At 53.5% G+C, this 17,809-nt stretch carries 16 protein-coding genes; 3 read left to right on the plus strand and 13 right to left on the minus strand.

Going from position 1 to position 17,809, the window contains the following annotated elements:
- Positions 1 to 4 precede the first annotated feature (4 nt).
- The 4 genes from pepB to trmJ all read right to left on the minus strand — a co-directional run bounded on the left by pepB (position 5) and on the right by trmJ (position 4,049).
- Complete coding sequence (pepB, locus tag NR177_RS13260; RefSeq protein ID WP_096012813.1) at positions 5 to 1,291, minus strand: aminopeptidase PepB; 1,287 nt, start codon at positions 1,289 to 1,291, stop codon at positions 5 to 7.
- A 127-nt stretch (positions 1,292 to 1,418) separates the two neighbouring features.
- Positions 1,419 to 2,579, minus strand: a complete 1,161-nt coding sequence (locus tag NR177_RS13265; protein ID WP_109717532.1) for an IscS subfamily cysteine desulfurase — start codon at positions 2,577 to 2,579, stop codon at positions 1,419 to 1,421.
- A gap of 89 nt (positions 2,580 to 2,668) precedes the next feature.
- Positions 2,669 to 3,166, minus strand: coding sequence for a Fe-S cluster assembly transcriptional regulator IscR (gene iscR / locus NR177_RS13270; RefSeq protein WP_063880574.1), 498 nt, complete (start codon positions 3,164 to 3,166; stop codon positions 2,669 to 2,671).
- Positions 3,167 to 3,302: 136 nt separating this feature from the next.
- Positions 3,303 to 4,049 (minus strand): tRNA (cytosine(32)/uridine(32)-2'-O)-methyltransferase TrmJ, encoded by a 747-nt coding sequence (gene trmJ, locus NR177_RS13275; protein ID WP_063880575.1) that lies wholly within the window; start codon positions 4,047 to 4,049, stop codon positions 3,303 to 3,305.
- Between the two features lie 119 nt (positions 4,050 to 4,168).
- Here trmJ and suhB point away from each other — a divergent pair, with 119 nt between their 5' ends.
- Positions 4,169 to 4,972, plus strand: a complete 804-nt coding sequence (suhB, locus tag NR177_RS13280; RefSeq protein WP_063880576.1) for an inositol-1-monophosphatase — start codon at positions 4,169 to 4,171, stop codon at positions 4,970 to 4,972.
- Between the two features lie 47 nt (positions 4,973 to 5,019).
- Here suhB and NR177_RS13285 read toward each other — a convergent pair whose 3' ends face one another.
- From NR177_RS13285 to NR177_RS13295, 3 genes are all read right to left on the minus strand, one after another.
- Positions 5,020 to 6,033 carry a hypothetical protein gene (locus NR177_RS13285; RefSeq protein WP_063880577.1) on the minus strand — a complete coding sequence of 338 codons (1,014 nt, stop codon included), beginning with the start codon at positions 6,031 to 6,033 and terminating at the stop codon, positions 5,020 to 5,022.
- Between the two features lie 195 nt (positions 6,034 to 6,228).
- Positions 6,229 to 7,209 carry a nickel/cobalt transporter gene (locus NR177_RS13290; protein ID WP_109717530.1) on the minus strand — a complete coding sequence of 327 codons (981 nt, stop codon included), beginning with the start codon at positions 7,207 to 7,209 and terminating at the stop codon, positions 6,229 to 6,231.
- Entirely contained in the window at positions 7,200 to 7,826 is a 627-nt protein-coding gene (locus NR177_RS13295) for a DUF1007 family protein (protein WP_256853041.1), read from the minus strand. The genes NR177_RS13290 and NR177_RS13295 overlap by 10 nt, the downstream gene beginning before the upstream one ends.
- Positions 7,827 to 7,980: 154 nt before the next feature.
- Here NR177_RS13295 and csiE point away from each other — a divergent pair, with 154 nt between their 5' ends.
- Complete coding sequence (csiE, locus tag NR177_RS13300; protein WP_096012810.1) at positions 7,981 to 9,249, plus strand: stationary phase inducible protein CsiE; 1,269 nt, start codon at positions 7,981 to 7,983, stop codon at positions 9,247 to 9,249.
- Here the strand turns inward: csiE and NR177_RS13305 are convergent.
- Positions 9,231 to 10,379, minus strand: coding sequence for a 3-phenylpropionate MFS transporter (locus NR177_RS13305; RefSeq protein ID WP_256853042.1), 1,149 nt, complete (start codon positions 10,377 to 10,379; stop codon positions 9,231 to 9,233). The two genes, csiE and NR177_RS13305, sit on opposite strands and share 19 nt — an antisense overlap.
- 130 nt (positions 10,380 to 10,509) lie before the next feature.
- Positions 10,510 to 11,763 (minus strand): serine hydroxymethyltransferase, encoded by a 1,254-nt coding sequence (gene glyA, locus NR177_RS13310; protein WP_109717526.1) that lies wholly within the window; start codon positions 11,761 to 11,763, stop codon positions 10,510 to 10,512.
- Between the two features lie 325 nt (positions 11,764 to 12,088).
- Between glyA and hmpA the strand changes: the two genes are divergently transcribed.
- Positions 12,089 to 13,273 (plus strand): NO-inducible flavohemoprotein, encoded by a 1,185-nt coding sequence (hmpA, locus tag NR177_RS13315; protein ID WP_256853043.1) that lies wholly within the window; start codon positions 12,089 to 12,091, stop codon positions 13,271 to 13,273.
- Positions 13,274 to 13,324: 51 nt separating this feature from the next.
- On the opposite strand, the gene glnB is transcribed toward hmpA, so the two are convergent.
- From glnB to NR177_RS13335, 4 genes are all read right to left on the minus strand, one after another.
- The gene (gene glnB / locus NR177_RS13320; RefSeq protein ID WP_003848647.1) at positions 13,325 to 13,663 is read right to left on the minus strand and encodes a nitrogen regulatory protein P-II; all 339 of its coding nucleotides are present in this window, start codon (positions 13,661 to 13,663) and stop codon (positions 13,325 to 13,327) included.
- A 90-nt stretch (positions 13,664 to 13,753) separates the two neighbouring features.
- Positions 13,754 to 15,088, minus strand: a complete 1,335-nt coding sequence (gene glrR / locus NR177_RS13325) for a two-component system response regulator GlrR (RefSeq protein ID WP_063880584.1) — start codon at positions 15,086 to 15,088, stop codon at positions 13,754 to 13,756.
- Positions 15,088 to 15,759, minus strand: a complete 672-nt coding sequence (qseG, locus tag NR177_RS13330) for a two-component system QseEF-associated lipoprotein QseG (RefSeq protein ID WP_256853044.1) — start codon at positions 15,757 to 15,759, stop codon at positions 15,088 to 15,090. Before qseG ends, glrR begins: the two co-directional genes overlap by 1 nt.
- Before the next feature lie 3 nt (positions 15,760 to 15,762).
- Entirely contained in the window at positions 15,763 to 17,190 is a 1,428-nt protein-coding gene (locus NR177_RS13335) for a HAMP domain-containing sensor histidine kinase (protein ID WP_256853045.1), read from the minus strand.
- Positions 17,191 to 17,809: the final 619 nt, after the last annotated feature.

The raw sequence follows: 17,809 nt of genomic DNA on the forward strand, positions 1-17,809 counted from the left end.
GCGCTTATTTCAGTAAGAGGTTGGCGAGGGTCCGCACCCCAAGACCGGTTGCACCGGCAGCCCACTGATCCACCGCGCTTTTGCGGTAGGTGGCTGAGCAGTCAATGTGTAACCAGCCCTGCTGATAGTTGCTGACGAAATACGACAGGAACGCGGCAGCGCTGCTGGCACCCGCCGAGTGCGCCGGGCTGGCGATGTTGTTCAGATCGGCAAAGTTCGACGGCAGATGGTTGCGATGGAATTCTGCCAGCGGCAAACGCCAGAAAGGTTCGTTTTCGCTGACTGCGCTGCCCATCACCGACTGCGCCAGATTATCGTCAAAGGTAAAGAGTGCGTGATAATCGTTACCCACCGCCGTTTTCGCTGCGCCGGTCAGGGTTGCCGCATCGATCAGAAGCGTCGGGTTCTGCTCGCTGGCATCAATCAGACCATCAGCCAGCACCAGGCGGCCTTCAGCGTCGGTGTTCATCACTTCCACTGACTTGCCGTTGCGGTAACGAATAATGTCGCCCAGCTTAAAGGCGTTGCTGCTGACCATGTTATCCGCGCAGCAGAGGTAGAGCTTAACGCGCTTATTCAGGCCGCGAGAGATTGCCATAGCCAGTGCACCGGTCACGGTGGCTGCGCCGCCCATGTCTGACTTCATCGAGTCCATGCCAGCGCTCGGTTTCAGGCTGTAGCCGCCGGTATCAAAGGTAATGCCTTTGCCCACCAGACACGCGTAAACGGGAGCTTCGCTGTCGCCGGTTGGGTTGAAATCCAGCGCTAAAAAGACCGGCGGACGGTTGGAGCCGCGACCGACGGTGTGCAGGCCCATATAGCCTTGTTCACGTAAATCGTCGCCTTTGGTGATGCGATAGCTGACGGCTTCACCACCCAGTTCACTGAGTAAGTCGATAGCGCTGTGCGCCAGTGTTTCCGGGCCCAGATCGTCTGCAGGTAAATTGATGGTATCGCGCACCCAGCCCACGATCTTACGGCGGCGATCAAACTCCGCCTGCTCGTGTTCACCCAGTTGCGGCCAGTCCACCTGGTTTTTACCTTTTGGACCTCGATAGCCCTGCCAGAACGCCCAGCACTGCTCCAGGTGCCAGCCTTCACCCGCCAGCGCCACATGACGAATGCCCTGTCCATCCAGTTTACGGGCGGCCCGCTGGATGGTCATCAATGCATCCGCATCACGCAGGTGCAGCGTCATGCCGTTTTCGTTGCTGCTTAACAGCGCTTTTTCGCCCCAGCGCGCATCGGCGGGCTGGCTGCTGAGAGTAATCTTCATGGGTTGTGTATTCATTGTAGGGCTCCGTATTCGTTATTCGTTTCATCCAGCCTGTTTTTGCGACGGCTTTTAATTCAGATGTTACGCTGCACGCCGCAGACGTTGTCGGCGCACAGTTTGTCAGCCTCGGCTGGCAAATGCATTATGACTTCATGAGTTCGCGCAGCCGGGTAACAGACTTCTGCACCAGCGCGATGGCATAGTCGATCTCTTCTTCAGTGGTAAAGCGTCCCAACGAGAAGCGAAGCGAACTGTGTGCCAGCTCTTCGTTCAGGCCAAGCGCGCGCAGGACATAGGAAGGTTCCAGACTGGCAGAGGTACAGGCCGATCCAGACGACAGCGCGAGATCTTTCAACGCCATGATCAACGACTCACCTTCAACGTCAGCAAAACTCACGTTAAGAATGTTGGCGCAACTGTGCTGCAAATCGCCGTTTACACTCACGCCACCTGTCTGACGAAGTCCCTGCCAGAGCCGGTCACGCAGTGCAGCCAGGCGCGCCATCTCTTCTTCGCGGACTTCACGGGCAATGCGATAGGCTTCACCCATACCGACAATCTGGTGCACAGGCAAGGTGCCCGAACGCATATTACGCTCATGACCGCCGCCGTGGATTTGTGCATCGATTTGGATACGCGGTTTACGGCGCACATACAGCGCGCCGATGCCTTTGGGACCATAAACTTTATGGGCGGAAAAAGACATCAGATCGACAGGGAGTTCGCTGAGATCAATCGGGAGTTTACCCACGCTCTGGGTCGCATCAACATGAAACAGGATGCCCTGTTCGCGACAAAGCGCGCCCAGCGCGGCAATATCCTGAATCACGCCGATTTCATTGTTCACGTGCATGATCGACACCAGAACCGTGTCGTCACGCAGCGCCGCGCGCAGATCCTCAACAGCGATCAGGCCGTTCGCGGCGGGCGTCAACCAGGTGATGTCAAACCCTTCTCGTTCGAGTTGCAGGCAAGTATCAATCACCGCTTTATGTTCGGTTATGCTGGTGACAATGTGCTTGCCACGCGCCTGATTGAAATGGGCGGCGCCTTTAATCGCAAGATTATCGGATTCGGTCGCACCGGAGGTGAACACAATTTCACGCGGGTCAGCATTGACCAGCTCTGCAACCTGATTACGCGCAACGTCCACCGCTTCTTCTGCTTGCCAGCCGAAACGGTGTGAACGGGAGGCCGGGTTACCAAACGTGCCATCCAGCGTCAGGAATTGCATCATTTTGCTGGCCACACGCGGATCGGCCGGCGTGGTGGCGGCATAATCCAGGTAAATCGGTAATTTCATTGCGCTACAGCTCCGTATAGAAAATCATACGTATTTATAGCAGATTCAGCCCCTACCGCGTTAGCAGTAAGGGCCGGAGAAGCGGAGGATTACGAGGCGCGAAGGTTAACGTTGATTTCCTGAGCACGGGAGTTCTGGAAACGGCGGTTGTCGTTGGCATTTTGGCGATCGGCCACGTCCAGGATTTCCTGATTATTCACCAGCTCGGCCAGCGTAATGTTGTTCAGGAACTCACTGATGCGCACGCTCAGATCGCGCCATAAGACGTGAGTCAGGCAGCGTTCGCCGCCCTGGCAGCCTTCTTTACCCTGGCACTTGGTCGCGTCCACGGACTCATCCACGGCAGTAATCACTTCACCTACCGCAATCGCATTGGCTTCTTTACCTAACAGATAGCCGCCACCCGGGCCACGAACGCTTGCGACCAGGCCATGCTTGCGTAAACGCGAGAATAACTGCTCCAGATAGGAGAGCGAAATGCCCTGGCGTTCAGAGATATCAGCCAGTGGAACCGGGCCCTGGTGAGAATGCAGGGCAACGTCCAGCATAGCGGTAACAGCATAACGTCCTTTGGATGTCAGTCTCATAGCATACAACCTCAATAGCGTCCGGTTATCGGAGGATTAGCGAAGATGACAGCAAGTCTGACATTCCCGAGTAATTTGGTCAACTATTTAACCAAGTAAATTACTCAAGTATTTAACCTGGTAATTTACTCAACTATTATTCGCTGTCCGGCTTCGTCTTTTTGCGCTTCTCAAAAGATGAGAGCATACCGCGCAAAATATTCAGCTCATCGCGTTCAGGACGGGCGCGCGTATACAGACGACGCAGTTTGCTCATCACCTGACCGGGGTTGGCTTCGCGGATAAACCCGCTTTCCAGCATCATGTTTTCCATATGCTGATAGAAGCGCTCCAGATCGTCCACCAGCGGATAAGGTGAAGCGTCGTACTGCGGTTTTGGACTCTGCTTCTCTTGCGCCTGCAGCCAGGCCATGCGCACTTCATAAGCAATAATCTGCACGGCCATCGCCAGGTTGAGCGAGCTGTATTCTGGATTGGCCTGGATCGCCACGTGATAGTGGCACTTTTGCAGTTCCTCGTTGGTCAAGCCAACACGTTCACGGCCAAACACCAGCGCGACGGGTGCCTGCTGCCCTTCTTCAATGCTTTTAACACCGCATTCGCGGGCGTCCAGCATCGGCCAGGGCAAAGAGCGGGAACGTGCGCTGGTGCCCACCACCAGGCTGCACCCGGCAATGGCCTCATCCAGCGAGTCAACAATCTTCGCCTCGCCAATCACGTCACTGGCACCCGCAGCCAGAGAGATAGCCTGAGAATCAGGCTTCACCAGCGGGTTGACCAAATAGAGGTTCGTTAACCCCATGGTTTTCATGGCGCGCGCTACGGAGCCCATGTTGCCGGTATGAGAAGTTTCCACCAGCACGATACGAATATTTTGCAGCATAGTTGGGATCGGTCAGAAAATGATGAGGCGTACTCTAACATAAAGCAGGACATTTACCGAACACCCTGCTATACTCCGCGCCGTTTTCCCCGTTCTTTAACATCCAGCGAGAGATACCGATGCATCCAATGCTCAACATTGCCGTGCGCGCAGCGCGCAAGGCCGGAAATTTAATTGCCAAGAATTATGAAACCCCGGACGCCGTCGAGGCCAGCCAGAAAGGCAGCAACGACTTCGTAACTAATGTTGACCGCGACGCAGAACGCCTGATTATCGAAGTCATTCGTAAATCTTACCCAAAACATACCATCATCACTGAAGAAAGCGGTGAGCTGGAGGGGGAAGATCAGGACATTCAATGGGTAATCGATCCGCTGGATGGCACCACCAACTTTATCAAACGTCTGCCCCACTTCGCCGTTTCTATTGCCGTCCGTATTAAAGGCCGTACAGAAGTGGCTGTCGTATACGATCCAATGCGTAATGAACTGTTCAGCGCCGTGCGTGGACAGGGTACGCAACTTAATGGATACCGCCTGCGTGGCAGCATCGCTCGCGATCTGGACGGCACGATTCTTGCCACCGGTTTCCCTTTTAAGCTCAAGCAGCACGCGCCAGCCTACATGAACATCCTGACGAAACTGTTTACCCAGTGTGCCGATTTCCGTCGCACGGGTTCTGCTGCGCTGGATCTGGCCTATGTTGCGGCAGGTCGGGTTGACGGTTATTTTGAAATTGGTCTGAAACCCTGGGATTTCGCCGCAGGTGAACTGCTGGTGCGTGAAGCTGGCGGGCTGATTACTGACTTCACAGGCAACCACGGCTACCTGCAATCAGGCAACATCGTTGCCGGTAATCCTCGCGTGGTGAAATCGCTGTTATCCGCGATGCGTGATGAGCTGAGCGAAGCGCTGAAGCGCTAAAAGAAAAGGCGGCACGTTAACGTGCCGCCTTTTTTATTGCCTGTCGGTTAGTGACGTTCGTGTGTGAGTACCTGAGCTGGCTGAGTACGACGACCCACCATTCCCATCACACCTGCCAGTACGGCTTCAATAATCAGGATAAAGAAGGCATACCAGCTGGCTTTGGCCGTTGCCTTGGCAGCCTGTTCGCCGGCTTCACGCGCTTTCTGCTCTGCCTGTTTTTTCAGTTCCTGATATTTCTGCATGGCCTGCTGATAGCTTTGTTCAGCCTGATTAACGATCTGTTCTGCTTCCTGATCGCTTTTTCCGGTCCGCGCTTTAATAATATTTTTTAACGCATCACGGTCGGCTGCCTGTAACGTATCTGAATGACGTTCAATGACGCCTTTAAACCAGTTGGTTAAATCTGTGTCGGCAGTTTGAGGATGGTTAGCGGTATTATTCGCCTGGTTCTCTGCATTCTGCGCTTCATTATTCGCATCCTGCTTCAGTTTTTCCGGCTGTAATTCAGGCTTACCCGTTTGACGCAACGTAGTTTCCAGTTCTTTCTGCATATCGTTTAAATTAATATTGTTTTGCTGCAGTTTGTCTTTTGCCATTTGCGTAACAGATGGCGCGGCCGCTGAAATACCACTGCCTACCGCCTGAAAACCCGTGCCAAGAATATTCATGGCACCGCCTAATACGCTACTGGCAAGGCTGACCGCCAGGTAAATAGTTAAAACGGTGCTAATACCAAACATCAGCAGTCCATGCAGCGCACCTTCACGCTGGGCCAGGCGTCCGGCGACGTAACCACCGGCAGCAATGGCGAGCAGCATTTCAATTGCCGTCCAGACTAACGCACCGGTTCCCAAATGTTTAAATGGATTATCTTCCTGCAAAGGATCAATGGTGGTAGCACCAATTGCCGTACCCAGCAAGGTTAATAATATGTGAATAATCAAAGCACAAATTACACCGGCAAAAATGGCACTCCATGAAATGCGTTTAAGGGGTAAACCTGCCGTTCCAGTTACCAGCGGATCGTGGTAACCATTATTAATACGGGTATCAGCCATGAGATATTTTCCTCGCAACACAGAAAAGCCGTGCCATGTTTATTTATTCCCAGGATGGGAAGTGGATTAGCTGTTAATAGCGTAGTCAGTGAAAACAACTTTCACCACTAAACCGTCAACAGAAAAATGAAAATAGCAGAGGAAAAGAAAAAGCGGAGAATTCACAGCGGAAATTGACTTCCGCTGCTAAGGAAATTAAAACGGCCGGATTCCACCCGCCAGCCCGGGTTGGGCTGATTGCCAAAGTGCACAGCCCACAACAATTAATGTCAGGCTTCCCACTAATGCCAGCACAGGCAGCAGACTGCGCGCACCTTTACTCGCCTGGCTGTCAGCGCCAAGACGTTGCGCCAGAGCACGGGAACGCTGAACCAGTAAACCAATGGCAGAAATGGTCAGGGCGGTGCCCAGGGCCATGACGGCAGCAGAGAGCACGCCCCACAGATAAACGCCAATCACCTTAGAAAACAGCAGCATCATAACCGCGCCAGAACAGGGCCGCAGTCCCATCGACACCACCACCAGCAGTTGGGTTTTGCCGTTAACTGCGCCGGCCACCTGCTGCGCACTCGGCAGATGTGCATGCCCGCAACCACAATGCTCATCATGTTGATGGTGAGGATGGATCGCATGAATTTTCATTGCCGACGGTGGACGCAGCAGCAACCAAAGCGTCTTGATTGCCCGGTAGCCAACCCAGATGCCTAAGGCAATAACCAGCAGGTAGCTGCCCTTCTCCAGCCAGAAACTGCTGAGATGCAGCTGGCGCGACGAGGTTTTCAGCACCACGAGCATTAGCGTGACCAGGATAATGGCGACCGAGCCCTGAAGCAGGGAGGCCAGCAACGTCAGCTTCATGCTGGTTTTTAATTTTGCCGGATGGGTTGCCAGGAAGGTAGTAATCACCACTTTACCGTGGCCCGGCCCTAATGCATGGAGCACGCCATAAATCAGGCTAAATGCCAGTAACGACAGTCCGGCATGATGGGGCTGCTCTGCAACCTGCTGCAGGAGCTGGGTCATCTGGCGATGCAACACTTTTTGCCAGAGAACACTTTGCAGGAGTATCTGCGGCCAGTGTAGCCAGATTGCCGCCCCCACCGTGCCAAGCGCTGCGGCAAATAGCGCCAGCGGCCACAGCCTTTTTTTGGGCCTCGTCGTAAGCGTTAGTGACATGTCAGGATCACCGTTTGCGCGAACTGCCTGCCTAAATCCATATCCTCTGGCGGCGCATCCGCCTTGTCGAGCGAGAGGGCATATTGTTTCAATGAATCGTCAGGCTTTGGCGTATGTAACGTAAATGAACAGCGTGACTGTAAAGCTGGCGGTACGCTTAGCGCCTCAGGTTTGTCGTAAAACATATCGACGAAGTAGGTGGGATCGAAGGTCAAAATCTCGAAGCGCTCATTGTTGAGTAAAGGCGGCTCGGCCAGCGGCAGGACAAACTCCAGGACCGCCTTGTTGCCGCTGCGTGACAGATTGTACTCTGTTGGTAAATTCAAGAACTTCACCCGCTGCTTGTTGTGCCAGATTTCAGAAAAGTAATGTTGTCCAAGCACGTTAGCCATCACTCCCGCAGCCAGCTTCTTCCATACCACCGTACCCGGTTTGGCATCACTCGCGTCATACAGCAAATCGGCAGACGTAATCTCATCCATGGTCCAGGTCATTTTCAGGCCAGTGAAACGATCGTCCTTCGTGACCAGCTCGGTTTTCATATCGATAAAGCTGTGGGGATGTGCCAGGACTGACGAAGTTACCAGGCAGAGTAGTACGAAAAACATGCGTTTCATAATGTTATAAAGTAACTTTCCTGATGAAAAGGTTTCATAAGTAACAAAATTTTGTGACCCGCCTTAAACCTCTGAACAAAAAGTCGGGTAAACCGTTCACGGGTCCAGGTGGTTGACTATTCTTAGCTAAAAATAGCCTGCTGGATAATGATTGATGAGTTCTGCTACATCTTCAGCACCACTCTTCACCGGTTTACAGCGTCGCTGCCATCTGTTGTTACTGCTGTTTCTGCCTGCTCCCGCGCTGACGCTTAAAAGATTAAGCCTGCTAAACGGAGTGGATATCGCCACCGCGCGACAAGATATCGCGGAAGTCGGTGATGAGATACAGCGCTATCATCAACTGGAGCTTCACCAGATGGTGGATGGCAGCCTACGTATTCATGGTACAGAGCTGGATCGCCGAATTTGCTTAATACACAATTTGCGACGCAGCCTGCGACTGTCGCAGGCCTTTGTCTGCGAGCATTTTGCTGCCCCCTTACGTCAGCGCCTGAAACAGATGAAAATTGAAAAAGCGCTGTACGATGAAACCAACTTGCAGGCGCTAATTCAGCACTGCAGCCTGTGCCTTAATCGCCCGTTCAGCACACGCGATCAACTCTTTTTACAAATATTTATGAAATACGGTCTGTGCCAACGCCAGCCTGCCATCTTTACTGCCCAGCAGCAGGCATGGCTGGCAGCAAAGGCAGAGCGTCAGGCCGCAACAGATGTCATCCATCACTGGCAAAAACGCTGCCATCTGTCGCCGGACGCCAGCGAGACTGATTTCTGGACGCTGCTCTTTAGCCTGCTCCACTCGCCTGATCCTGACTGCGTCACGCATTCCAGTGAACAGCGTCTGATGCGCGCCACTCAGCGACTGATTGATGACTTTGAGCATTATGCTGGCAACGCTTTTCATGAACGATCTGAACTGCAGCAGCAGTTATATACCCATTTAGCTCAGGCGCTGGATCGCACCTACTTTACTATTGGTATTGATGACAGTGTGGCACAAGACGTAACCAGGCTTTATCCGCGCCTGCTGCGCACGACACAGCAGGCGCTGGCCGCTTTTGAGCAGGAATATGAGATCTGTTTCGAAGCGGAAGAGGTTAGTCTGATCACCGTGATTTTAGGTGCCTGGCTCATGCAAAGTAGTGCGCTACAGGAAAAACAGGTGCTGCTGCTTACCGGTGACGATCCCGAGCTGGAACAGGATGTCGAGCAGCAGATCCGGGAGATCACCTTGCTGCCTGTCAATATTACTTACCAACGCGTTGAGGATTTTCAGCGCGATGGCGCACCGCGCGAAGTCGATTTAATTATTTCGCCTTATGTGACTTCGCTGCCGCTGTTCTCGCCCCCGCTGATTCACGCAGAACTGCCGCTGACAGAATACCATCAGCAACGCATTCGCTATTTGCTTGAATCGTAGCGCGGGCGCAGGAACAGTGCAGGCAGTACAACCAGCGCCATGACCCAGAAGAGATGCCCCTGCAGATGGGTAAAGAGGACGCCGCAAATCATGGTCATCACCGCAATACCGCCGCCCATCGCCAGCGCCGAATAGAGTGACTGCAAACGAATAACATCCGTTCCCTGACGTGAAGCGATGAAACGCATCGCGGCCAGATGGCAGACCGTAAAGCTGCCGCAGTGCAGAATTTGCGCCACGATCAGCAATGGCAAGGCGGTGCTGGCTCCCAGCAGGCTCCAGCGAATCAGCGCACAGAGGCCCGAGAGCAGCAGCAGATCGCGCGCGCGCCAGCGGGGAAACAGCCGGTGACTCAATGCAAATACCACAATTTCAGCCACCACGCCCAGCGACCATAAATAACCGACCACCGACGCGGAATAGCCGCTCTCCTGCCACCAGATTGCGCTGAAGCTGTAATAGGCGGCATGTGCGCCCTGTAATAACGTGACGCACACCATAAAGCGCCAGACCGCGTTTTCCTTTATCAGGTCACGCCAGGCCTGCCAGCCACCGCTTACCCCGCCCTGCCTTTCGCTGCCCTGAGGATGTGTCTGTGGCGTCAGCAACATGCCCGCCAGCATGCTGACCAGCCCCACTGACAGCAGCATGAGGATCGCCTGTGAAGAGAACGCACTCACCAGCATCCCGGTCAGCGCCGAGCTGATCACAAATGCCAGGGAACCCCACAGGCGCACGGGCCCATAGGCCAGACCAATCTGCTGTGTCCAGGTTGCAGCCAGGGCATCGCTTAACGGCACCAGCGGTGAGAAAAACAGGTTAAAACCGGTCATAACCAACAGCAGCCACATCCACTGTTGCCCGACCCAATACCCGACGGCAATAAAACAGGTCAGCAGCGCCAGCAGCCGTAACGCCGTAATCAGTTGTGCTGGATTTTTAACCTGGGAAGCAATAAACAAACTGCCAACAAAGCGCGCTACCATGCCGCATCCCAGTAACAAGCCAATTTGTTCAGGGTCCAGACCGACACCTTTAAGCCAGACGCCCCAGAAAGGAAGATAAATACCGTAACAGAAAAAGTAGGTGAAGTAGCTTAATCCAAGCCACCTGGCGGAGCCGATTGCCATGTTCCCTCCAGCAGCGATGCTACCAGGCAATAATAAGTGGTCGTTACTTTGGCAGAGCCGGGTCGTGCAGGCAATAAAAAAGGATGGCCGGGGCCATCCTCTTGTCAGACTGTGTTTTCAACAGAGCCTGTTATGCGTAAACCGGCAGACGCGCACAGATATCCAGCACTTTCTGCCTGGTGCGTTCAATGGTGGCTTCATCATTGACGTTGTCTAGCACATCAGCGATCCAACCGGCCAGTTCACGCACGTCCGCTTCTTTAAAGCCACGGCGCGTGACGGCTGGCGTACCAATACGCACACCTGAGGTGACAAACGGACTTTTCGGATCGTTCGGCACGCTGTTTTTGTTCACGGTGATGTTAGCACGGCCCAGCGCGGCATCCGCTTCTTTACCGGTCATGTTTTTGCTGACCAGGTCGATCAGGAACAGGTGGTTATAGGTGCCACCTGATACGATGTTGTAGCCACGCTCAATCAGCACCTCTACCATTGCTTTGGCGTTTTTTGCCACCTGCTGCTGGTAGACTTTAAACTCAGGCTCCATGGCTTCTTTGAAAGCAACGGCTTTACCTGCGATGACATGCATCAGCGGGCCGCCCTGTCCACCAGGGAATACGGCAGAGTTAAGCTTTTTGTACAGCTCTTCGTCGCCACCCTGAGCCAGGATGATGCCACCACGCGGACCCGCCAGGGTTTTGTGCGTTGTGGAGGTCACGATGTGCGCGTGAGGTACCGGGTTAGGGTAAACATCCGCAGCAATCAGACCCGCAACATGCGCCATATCAACAAACAGCCATGCACCAACGCTGTCAGCGATTTCACGCATTTTAGCCCAGTCGCAAATACCGGAATACGCCGAGAAACCGCCGATGATCATTTTAGGCTTGTGGGTTTGTGCCAGATCGGCCAGTTCGTTGTAGTCAATTTTACCGGTTTCATCGATACCGTAAGGCACGACATTATACAGTTTGCCTGACAGGTTAACCGGCGAACCGTGCGTCAGGTGACCACCGTGTGCCAGGTTCATACCCAGGATGGTATCGCCGGGCTGCAACAGCGCGGTGAAAACGGCAAAGTTAGCCTGAGAGCCTGAATGAGGCTGAACGTTGGCATAGTCTGCGCCAAACAGGGCTTTAGCACGATCGATAGCCAGTTGCTCGACAATATCCACGTATTCGCAGCCGCCGTAGTAACGCTTGCCCGGATAGCCTTCGGCATATTTGTTAGTGAGCTGTGAACCTTGCGCCTGCATAACACGCGGGCTGGTGTAGTTTTCAGAAGCAATCAGTTCAATGTGCTCTTCCTGACGCACTTTCTCTTGCTCCATCGCCTGCCACAACTCGGCATCATAATCGGCAATGTTCATTTCACGCTTTAACATCCGCATCTCCTGACTGGCTATCTTTAAATCGGCAATTTACGCCCCCTGAGGGCGAAGGCTGACAGTGTAAACCGTTTTATCTGGGTAAGGTAGGGTGAATTCCCTCTTTTTACGCAAACGTTTGGCTATGGAATAGCAAAGCATTTTCACCGCATTTTTTGCAATGCTTGCCCTTCAACATTATTCCTGACGATGAAACAGATTTCCTTCCATTTTGTAGCGAAAACCTGCCAGTTGCTGCCAACAAAAAGTAAGCGAAGATTTACAGCGTGAAAGAAGTGGATATAAGATGCATTTTAAATGCAACTTTAAACGAGGTGTTGTCATGCTTGATGCACAGACCATTGCTACCGTGAAATCCACCCTACCCGCCATCGCCGCCTGTGGTCCCGATCTCACGGCGCATTTCTATAACCGCATGTTTTCTCAGCATCCGGAACTGAAGCATGTCTTTAACATGAATAACCAACGTAATGGCGGTCAGCGCGAAGCCCTGTTTAATGCGATATGCGCCTATGGGGCAAACCTGGAAAACCTGACGGCGATACTGCCCGCTGTTGAAAAAATTGCTCAGAAGCACACCAGCCTCATTATTCAACCCGAGCAGTATGCAATTGTGGGTGAGCATTTACTCGCAACCATCAAGACACTGCTGAATCCGGGTGATGAGGCGCTGGCCGCCTGGGGACGCGCTTACAACGCGCTGGCAGAGGTATTTATTCAGCGTGAAGATGCCATTTATCAGGCGTCAGAACAGCAAAAAGGCGGCTGGCGCGGGAAGCGGGTGTTTCGCATTAGTGCGATGGAACAGCAAAGTGCCGTCATTAAAAGCTTTACCTTTACGCCTGTGGATGGCGGCCCGGTTGCAGCGTTCAAACCCGGACAGTATTTGACGCTTCACTTACAGCCTGCGGGGTTTGAATATCATCAGATTCGTCAGTACTCACTAACCACGGCCAGCAACGAGAAAACCTACCGTATCGCGGTTAAACAAGAAGCGCTGGGGAGTATATCAGGCTGGCTGCACCGACATGCCGAAGTGGGTGACGAGGTGCAGCTGGCCGCGCCGCATGGCGATTTTTTCCTGCAGGTGCGCCCGACGACGCCGGTCACACTCATTTCTGCTGGCGTGGGACAAACACCGATGCTGGCCATGCTGCACGCGTTAGCTGCACAACGCCATCCGGCGCCCGTCAACTGGCTCCACGCTGCCGAAAACGGTAAACAGCATGCCTTCGCAGAGGAAGTAAACACGACCGGTGCCCTGCTTCCTGATTTTGTACAGCACATCTGGTATCGCGCGCCCGATGAACAAGACGCAGGCCGCTATGATGCGCAAGGTGTTATGGATTTGGCGACAGTGTCAGCGCGGCTGCAGGATGTGAACACCCACTTCTACCTGTGTGGGCCGCTGGGCTTTATGTCTTTTATCGTTAAGCAGTTGCATGCGGTGGGCATTGCGGCAGAAAGAATTCACTATGAGGTGTTCGGGCCGCATAAAGAGATGTGATCTCAGGACATAAAAAAGCCCGCAACAGGCGGGCTTCTGACTCAATCGTAATCAAATCGCTTCTTCGTCTTCTTCGCCGGTACGAATACGCACTACCCGAGCCACATCGAAAACAAAGATTTTACCGTCGCCAATTTTGCCGGTTTGCGCGGTGCGCATGATGGTTTCGACGCAGGTATCAACGATATCGTCCCCGACCACCATTTCAATTTTGACCTTAGGCAGAAAGTCCACCATGTACTCTGCGCCACGGTAGAGTTCCGTATGGCCTTTCTGGCGGCCAAATCCTTTTACTTCGCTCACGGTCATGCCGGTGATGCCGACTTCAGCGAGTGCTTCACGTACGTCATCAAGCTTGAAGGGTTTAATAATTGCATCGATCTTTTTCATGTCAGATCCTTTCCTCACGCCCTCCATGTGCAGAGGGATTTTTAAGTATAAATGTCGCTGGCAATGCCGCAGGCTTATTGGGGCAGAAAACTACTCTTTAAAGTCGCTGGCGTCCAGTTCATGCCGTGACAGCAGCTTATAGAATTCAGTACGGTTACGTCCAGCCAGACGCGCGGCGTGGGTGACATTTCCTTTGGTCATCTGCAACAGTTTGCGGAGATAATTGAGTTCGAACTGGTTTCGCGCTTCTACAAAGGTAGGCAACGCACTGTTCTCTCCGCTCAGCGCCTGCTCCACCAGCGCATCGCTGATAACCGGCGAGGAACTGAGCGCAACACATTGCTCAATAACGTTAACCAGTTGACGTACGTTACCCGGCCAACTGGCAGATATCAGGCGCTTCATCGCATCAACGGAAAAGCTGCGTATCTGTGGTTTGTGCCGTTCTGCCGCCTGACGCAGCAGATGGTTCGCCAGCAACGGGATATCTTCTGTGCGCTGATGCAGCGCCGGAATTTTCAGATTCACCACGTTAAGGCGATAAAACAGATCTTCGCGGAACTCTTTCTTTTCCATCGCCTTTGGCAGATCCCGGTGCGTTGCCGAGATAATCCGCACGTTAATATCAATATCATTGTTGCTGCCCAGCGGCCGGACTTTCCGCTCCTGTAACACGCGCAGTAATTTCACCTGCAGCGCAGGCGGCATATCACCGATCTCATCCAGAAACAGCGTGCCGCCCTCTGCGGCTTTAAACAGCCCGTCACGCGCGCTCACCGCACCGGTAAAGGCACCTTTGGCATGACCAAACAATTCTGACTCCAGAAGTTGCTCGGGTAAGGCCCCGCAGTTGATGGCGATGAACGGCTGCCCCGCGCGCGGGCTTGCCGCATGAATAGCCTGCGCCAGCACCTCTTTACCCGTTCCGCTTTGCCCGTTGATCAGCACACTGACGTCTGACTGAGCCACCATATGTGCCTGTTCAAGCAAACGCAGCATCTGTGGGCTGCGGGTGACAATCGCTTCCCGCCAGCGATCGTCACTCACTGGCGCGCGCTGTGCCAGGGCCTCATCTATCGCTTTATACAGTGCGTCGCGATCGACCGGTTTGGTCAGGAAGCTGAAAACGCCCTGCTGCGTTGCCGCTACCGCTTCCGGGATCGAGCCGTGAGCCGTTAAAATAATGACCGGCAAGCCTGTATGACGCTTTTGAATTTCGCCAAATAATGCCAGGCCGTCCATTTCATCCATGCGCAGATCGCTGATGACCAGCTCGATTTTCTCTTTCTGCAAGAGTCGAAGCGCCTCGGGTCCACTGGCGGCAGTGGTCACCTGATATCCCTCACTGGTGAGGCGCATACCTAACAGTTTGAGCAGGCTGGGATCGTCATCCACTAAAAGCAGGTGTGCTGCATGTTTCACCATTACTGTTCGTCCTCTTGTGGCAGGGCCGTTCCGTGACTGCCGTCAGACATATCGGAGGTTTTGCGCGACGAAAGCTGGCGTTCGATATCGGTTAAACGCTCCAGTTTGCGCTGGGTATCACTGAGCTGCTGACGCAGTTTTATCTGCTGTTGACGCAGTGAATCTGATTGCGCATCGCTGCTCTGCTGTAAATGGGCGTAACGCGTACGCATGGCGCTTAGCTCAAGCTGGGCAACCTGATTACTGCGCCAGAGCTGAATGAATGCCCGCAGGTTGGACGGAAACTGCTCACTGTAGCCATCGAGCACGTTGATGTAGTCACGACGCTCCAGCGGCGTCACATTGCCGTTTGCCATTAAGACGCCTTGCTTAAACGCTCGCGCCCAACTGTCTACCGGCCAGCGATGGGCCTCCGCGCGCGCTTCCGCGGGAGAAAGCCGTTCAGCACAGTCGATACTGCGCATCCAGTAAAGGGGATTCGTCATAGCGGCGCTATTTTCAATGCGCCAGATATCGCCGCAGTACGTGGTGAGATAGTCAACCAGGCTGGCTTCAGGCACCACAACGTTGCCGCTGGCAGGCTGGGTTGTTGAGGTGACCGGGGATGAGGCACATCCACTGAGCATCATGCTGCTCAGGGCGCTTAAAATAATGACGGCGAAAAATTTCATGCTTCAGACTTTCCCGGCTGTGGTATTCAGTTCGATGCGAAAACAAACATCAGCGTCGTCGCAGGCAACCAGTTGCAGGCTACCGTGCATACGGCGCAGACAATCCTTTGCGATGCTTAACCCCAGTCCGCTGCCTTTAACCGGCCCTTTGCGCTGGTGACTGCCCTGGAAGAAAGGCTCAAAAATCATCTCCTGCTCATTTTCGGGAATGGGCGTGCCGCTGTTAGCCACCTCGATCACTATCCGGTCGTCCTGCTGGCGGCTGCGCAGCCAAATGTTACCGGATTCATTGCCATAGTTCACGGCGTTAGAGTAGAGGTTATCGATCACACTCATCAATAGCATAGGCTCTGCCTGGCAATCCGTTGCTTTGAGATCGATATCGACATGCATGAGTTTGGTTCGCGCCGTAAGCGCATGCGCGTTAACCACATCATGCACAATGTCATTCAGCTTCACCGCTTCTAGCGTAATCGGCCCATCGGCGACCTTACGGTTATAATCAAGTAATTGTTCGATAAGGCGTTGCAGATGACGGCTGCTGTTATCCAGTATTGAGACAATTTCTTTTTGTTCCGGATTCAGTGCGCCCGCCACTTCATCCGCCAGCAGTTCTGTGCCTTCACGCAGGCTGGCCAGCGGTGTTTTAAGTTCATGTGAAAGATGACGTAAAAATTCATGGCGCTGGGTTTCCAGCCAGGCCAGGCGTTCACTTAACCAGATAATGCGCTGCCCCAGAGAACGTAGCTCCCGCGGGCCACGAAACACCATACTGCTTCCCAGCTCACGTCCTTCACCAAGGCGATTAATCATGCGTTCAACACTTTTTACCGGACCGATGATCATGCGGGTAAACAGCAGGGTTAACGTCAGACTGATGATAAACAGGATCAGCGCCTGCCAGCCGAAGAACTGGCCGCGATCGGCAATTTCACGCTGCAGCTGCAGACCACGGGCAAACACCACTTCTCGCGTATCCTGGACCAGCTGCACGTTCGTCGCTGAAAACTTTTCCAGTGCCTGAGCGGCGTGAGTTACGGGATTGCCGTTATCACACTGCAACGTTTCCAGTTGTGGCAGCGTGGCCTGCAGGGTTTTAAACGCCGGTAAATCAGGCAGGCTATCGGCATGGGAACTGAGCATCTGACTGTAGCGAATACGCTGCGTCTGATAAAGCTTTGCCAGCGACGTATCACCCAGCACGCAGTACTGGCGATAACTGCGCTCCAGCTCAATGGCGGTTCGAGCCATGGCCTCACTGCGCCTGACGTCGGTAAACGTATTGCGGTTGGTGTCGGCAGCCTGATCGCTTAACGCCGACAGGCTTTCCCAGGCCTGCCAGGCCAGCACCAGCAGCGGAAGGAGCACCAGCAAAAAGGCCATCAGCACCAGCTGGCGCAGGGACCGGGGAAATAAACGCCATTTTTTCACGCGACAGCTTCCTTAAAGATACGCTTATCGGATGCTAGCGGAGTCAGCCCAGAGAAGGAAGAGGCAGAAAAGAAAACGGCAGGCGCGATGGCCTGCCGTTAGCGTGCCGCCCTGGCAGCACGTGAGAATGGGTGGAGCCTAACTCAACGTTGCGTCCGATGCTTGATAACGATGCAGAACATACGATTATCGGTGTGGTGGACGACAGGCTCCGTTTGGTGCGTCATTCGGGCTTTATGAGCTCTGCCCGCAACGCGGTGGCAATCATAAACAGGTGAATGAGCAGCGTGTTAAGTATAGCAAGGTTCATGCCAACAATGAAAGGCCCTTTATTTTCAGGGCATTGGCTGCCAGCTTACCTTTTAACGCTTCGTTCCGGACCGTCTGGTCTGCTAAAAGTGTCGCCAAATACCAACACAATTCTGTGATTCATAATCTGCTGAGAAAAATCATCAAGATAGATGTCACCCATTAGCGACAAAAAAAGGTGACGGCTGTCTCCTTTTGCCAACAACCGCGCCATAAAAAAAGGGAGGCACTCAGGCCTAATGCTGGTCACTTAAGGTGACCAGCCTTTTTTTTATCGGCATATTTCCGGGATCTTATTCGCAGCTCCCGC

Origin of the sequence: Pantoea sp. Fr+CA_20 (genome assembly GCF_024520835.1) — a bacterium.
GTDB lineage: Bacteria > Pseudomonadota > Gammaproteobacteria > Enterobacterales > Enterobacteriaceae > Pantoea > Pantoea allii.

Bases quoted from the DNA above. Each gene is read 5' to 3' on its own strand.
- pepB (WP_096012813.1), bottom strand. From the start codon at position 1,291: ATGAATACACAACCCATGAAGATTACTCTCAGCAGCCAGCCCGCCGAT.
- NR177_RS13265 (WP_109717532.1), bottom strand. From the start codon at position 2,579: ATGAAATTACCGATTTACCTGGATTATGCCGCCACCACGCCGGCCGAT.
- iscR (WP_063880574.1), bottom strand. From the start codon at position 3,166: ATGAGACTGACATCCAAAGGACGTTATGCTGTTACCGCTATGCTGGAC.
- trmJ (WP_063880575.1), bottom strand. From the start codon at position 4,049: ATGCTGCAAAATATTCGTATCGTGCTGGTGGAAACTTCTCATACCGGC.
- suhB (WP_063880576.1), top strand. From the start codon at position 4,169: ATGCATCCAATGCTCAACATTGCCGTGCGCGCAGCGCGCAAGGCCGGA.
- NR177_RS13285 (WP_063880577.1), bottom strand. From the start codon at position 6,033: ATGGCTGATACCCGTATTAATAATGGTTACCACGATCCGCTGGTAACT.
- NR177_RS13290 (WP_109717530.1), bottom strand. From the start codon at position 7,209: ATGTCACTAACGCTTACGACGAGGCCCAAAAAAAGGCTGTGGCCGCTG.
- NR177_RS13295 (WP_256853041.1), bottom strand. From the start codon at position 7,826: ATGAAACGCATGTTTTTCGTACTACTCTGCCTGGTAACTTCGTCAGTC.
- csiE (WP_096012810.1), top strand. From the start codon at position 7,981: ATGAGTTCTGCTACATCTTCAGCACCACTCTTCACCGGTTTACAGCGT.
- NR177_RS13305 (WP_256853042.1), bottom strand. From the start codon at position 10,379: ATGGCAATCGGCTCCGCCAGGTGGCTTGGATTAAGCTACTTCACCTAC.
- glyA (WP_109717526.1), bottom strand. From the start codon at position 11,763: ATGTTAAAGCGTGAAATGAACATTGCCGATTATGATGCCGAGTTGTGG.
- hmpA (WP_256853043.1), top strand. From the start codon at position 12,089: ATGCTTGATGCACAGACCATTGCTACCGTGAAATCCACCCTACCCGCC.
- glnB (WP_003848647.1), bottom strand. From the start codon at position 13,663: ATGAAAAAGATCGATGCAATTATTAAACCCTTCAAGCTTGATGACGTA.
- glrR (WP_063880584.1), bottom strand. From the start codon at position 15,088: ATGGTGAAACATGCAGCACACCTGCTTTTAGTGGATGACGATCCCAGC.
- qseG (WP_256853044.1), bottom strand. From the start codon at position 15,759: ATGAAATTTTTCGCCGTCATTATTTTAAGCGCCCTGAGCAGCATGATG.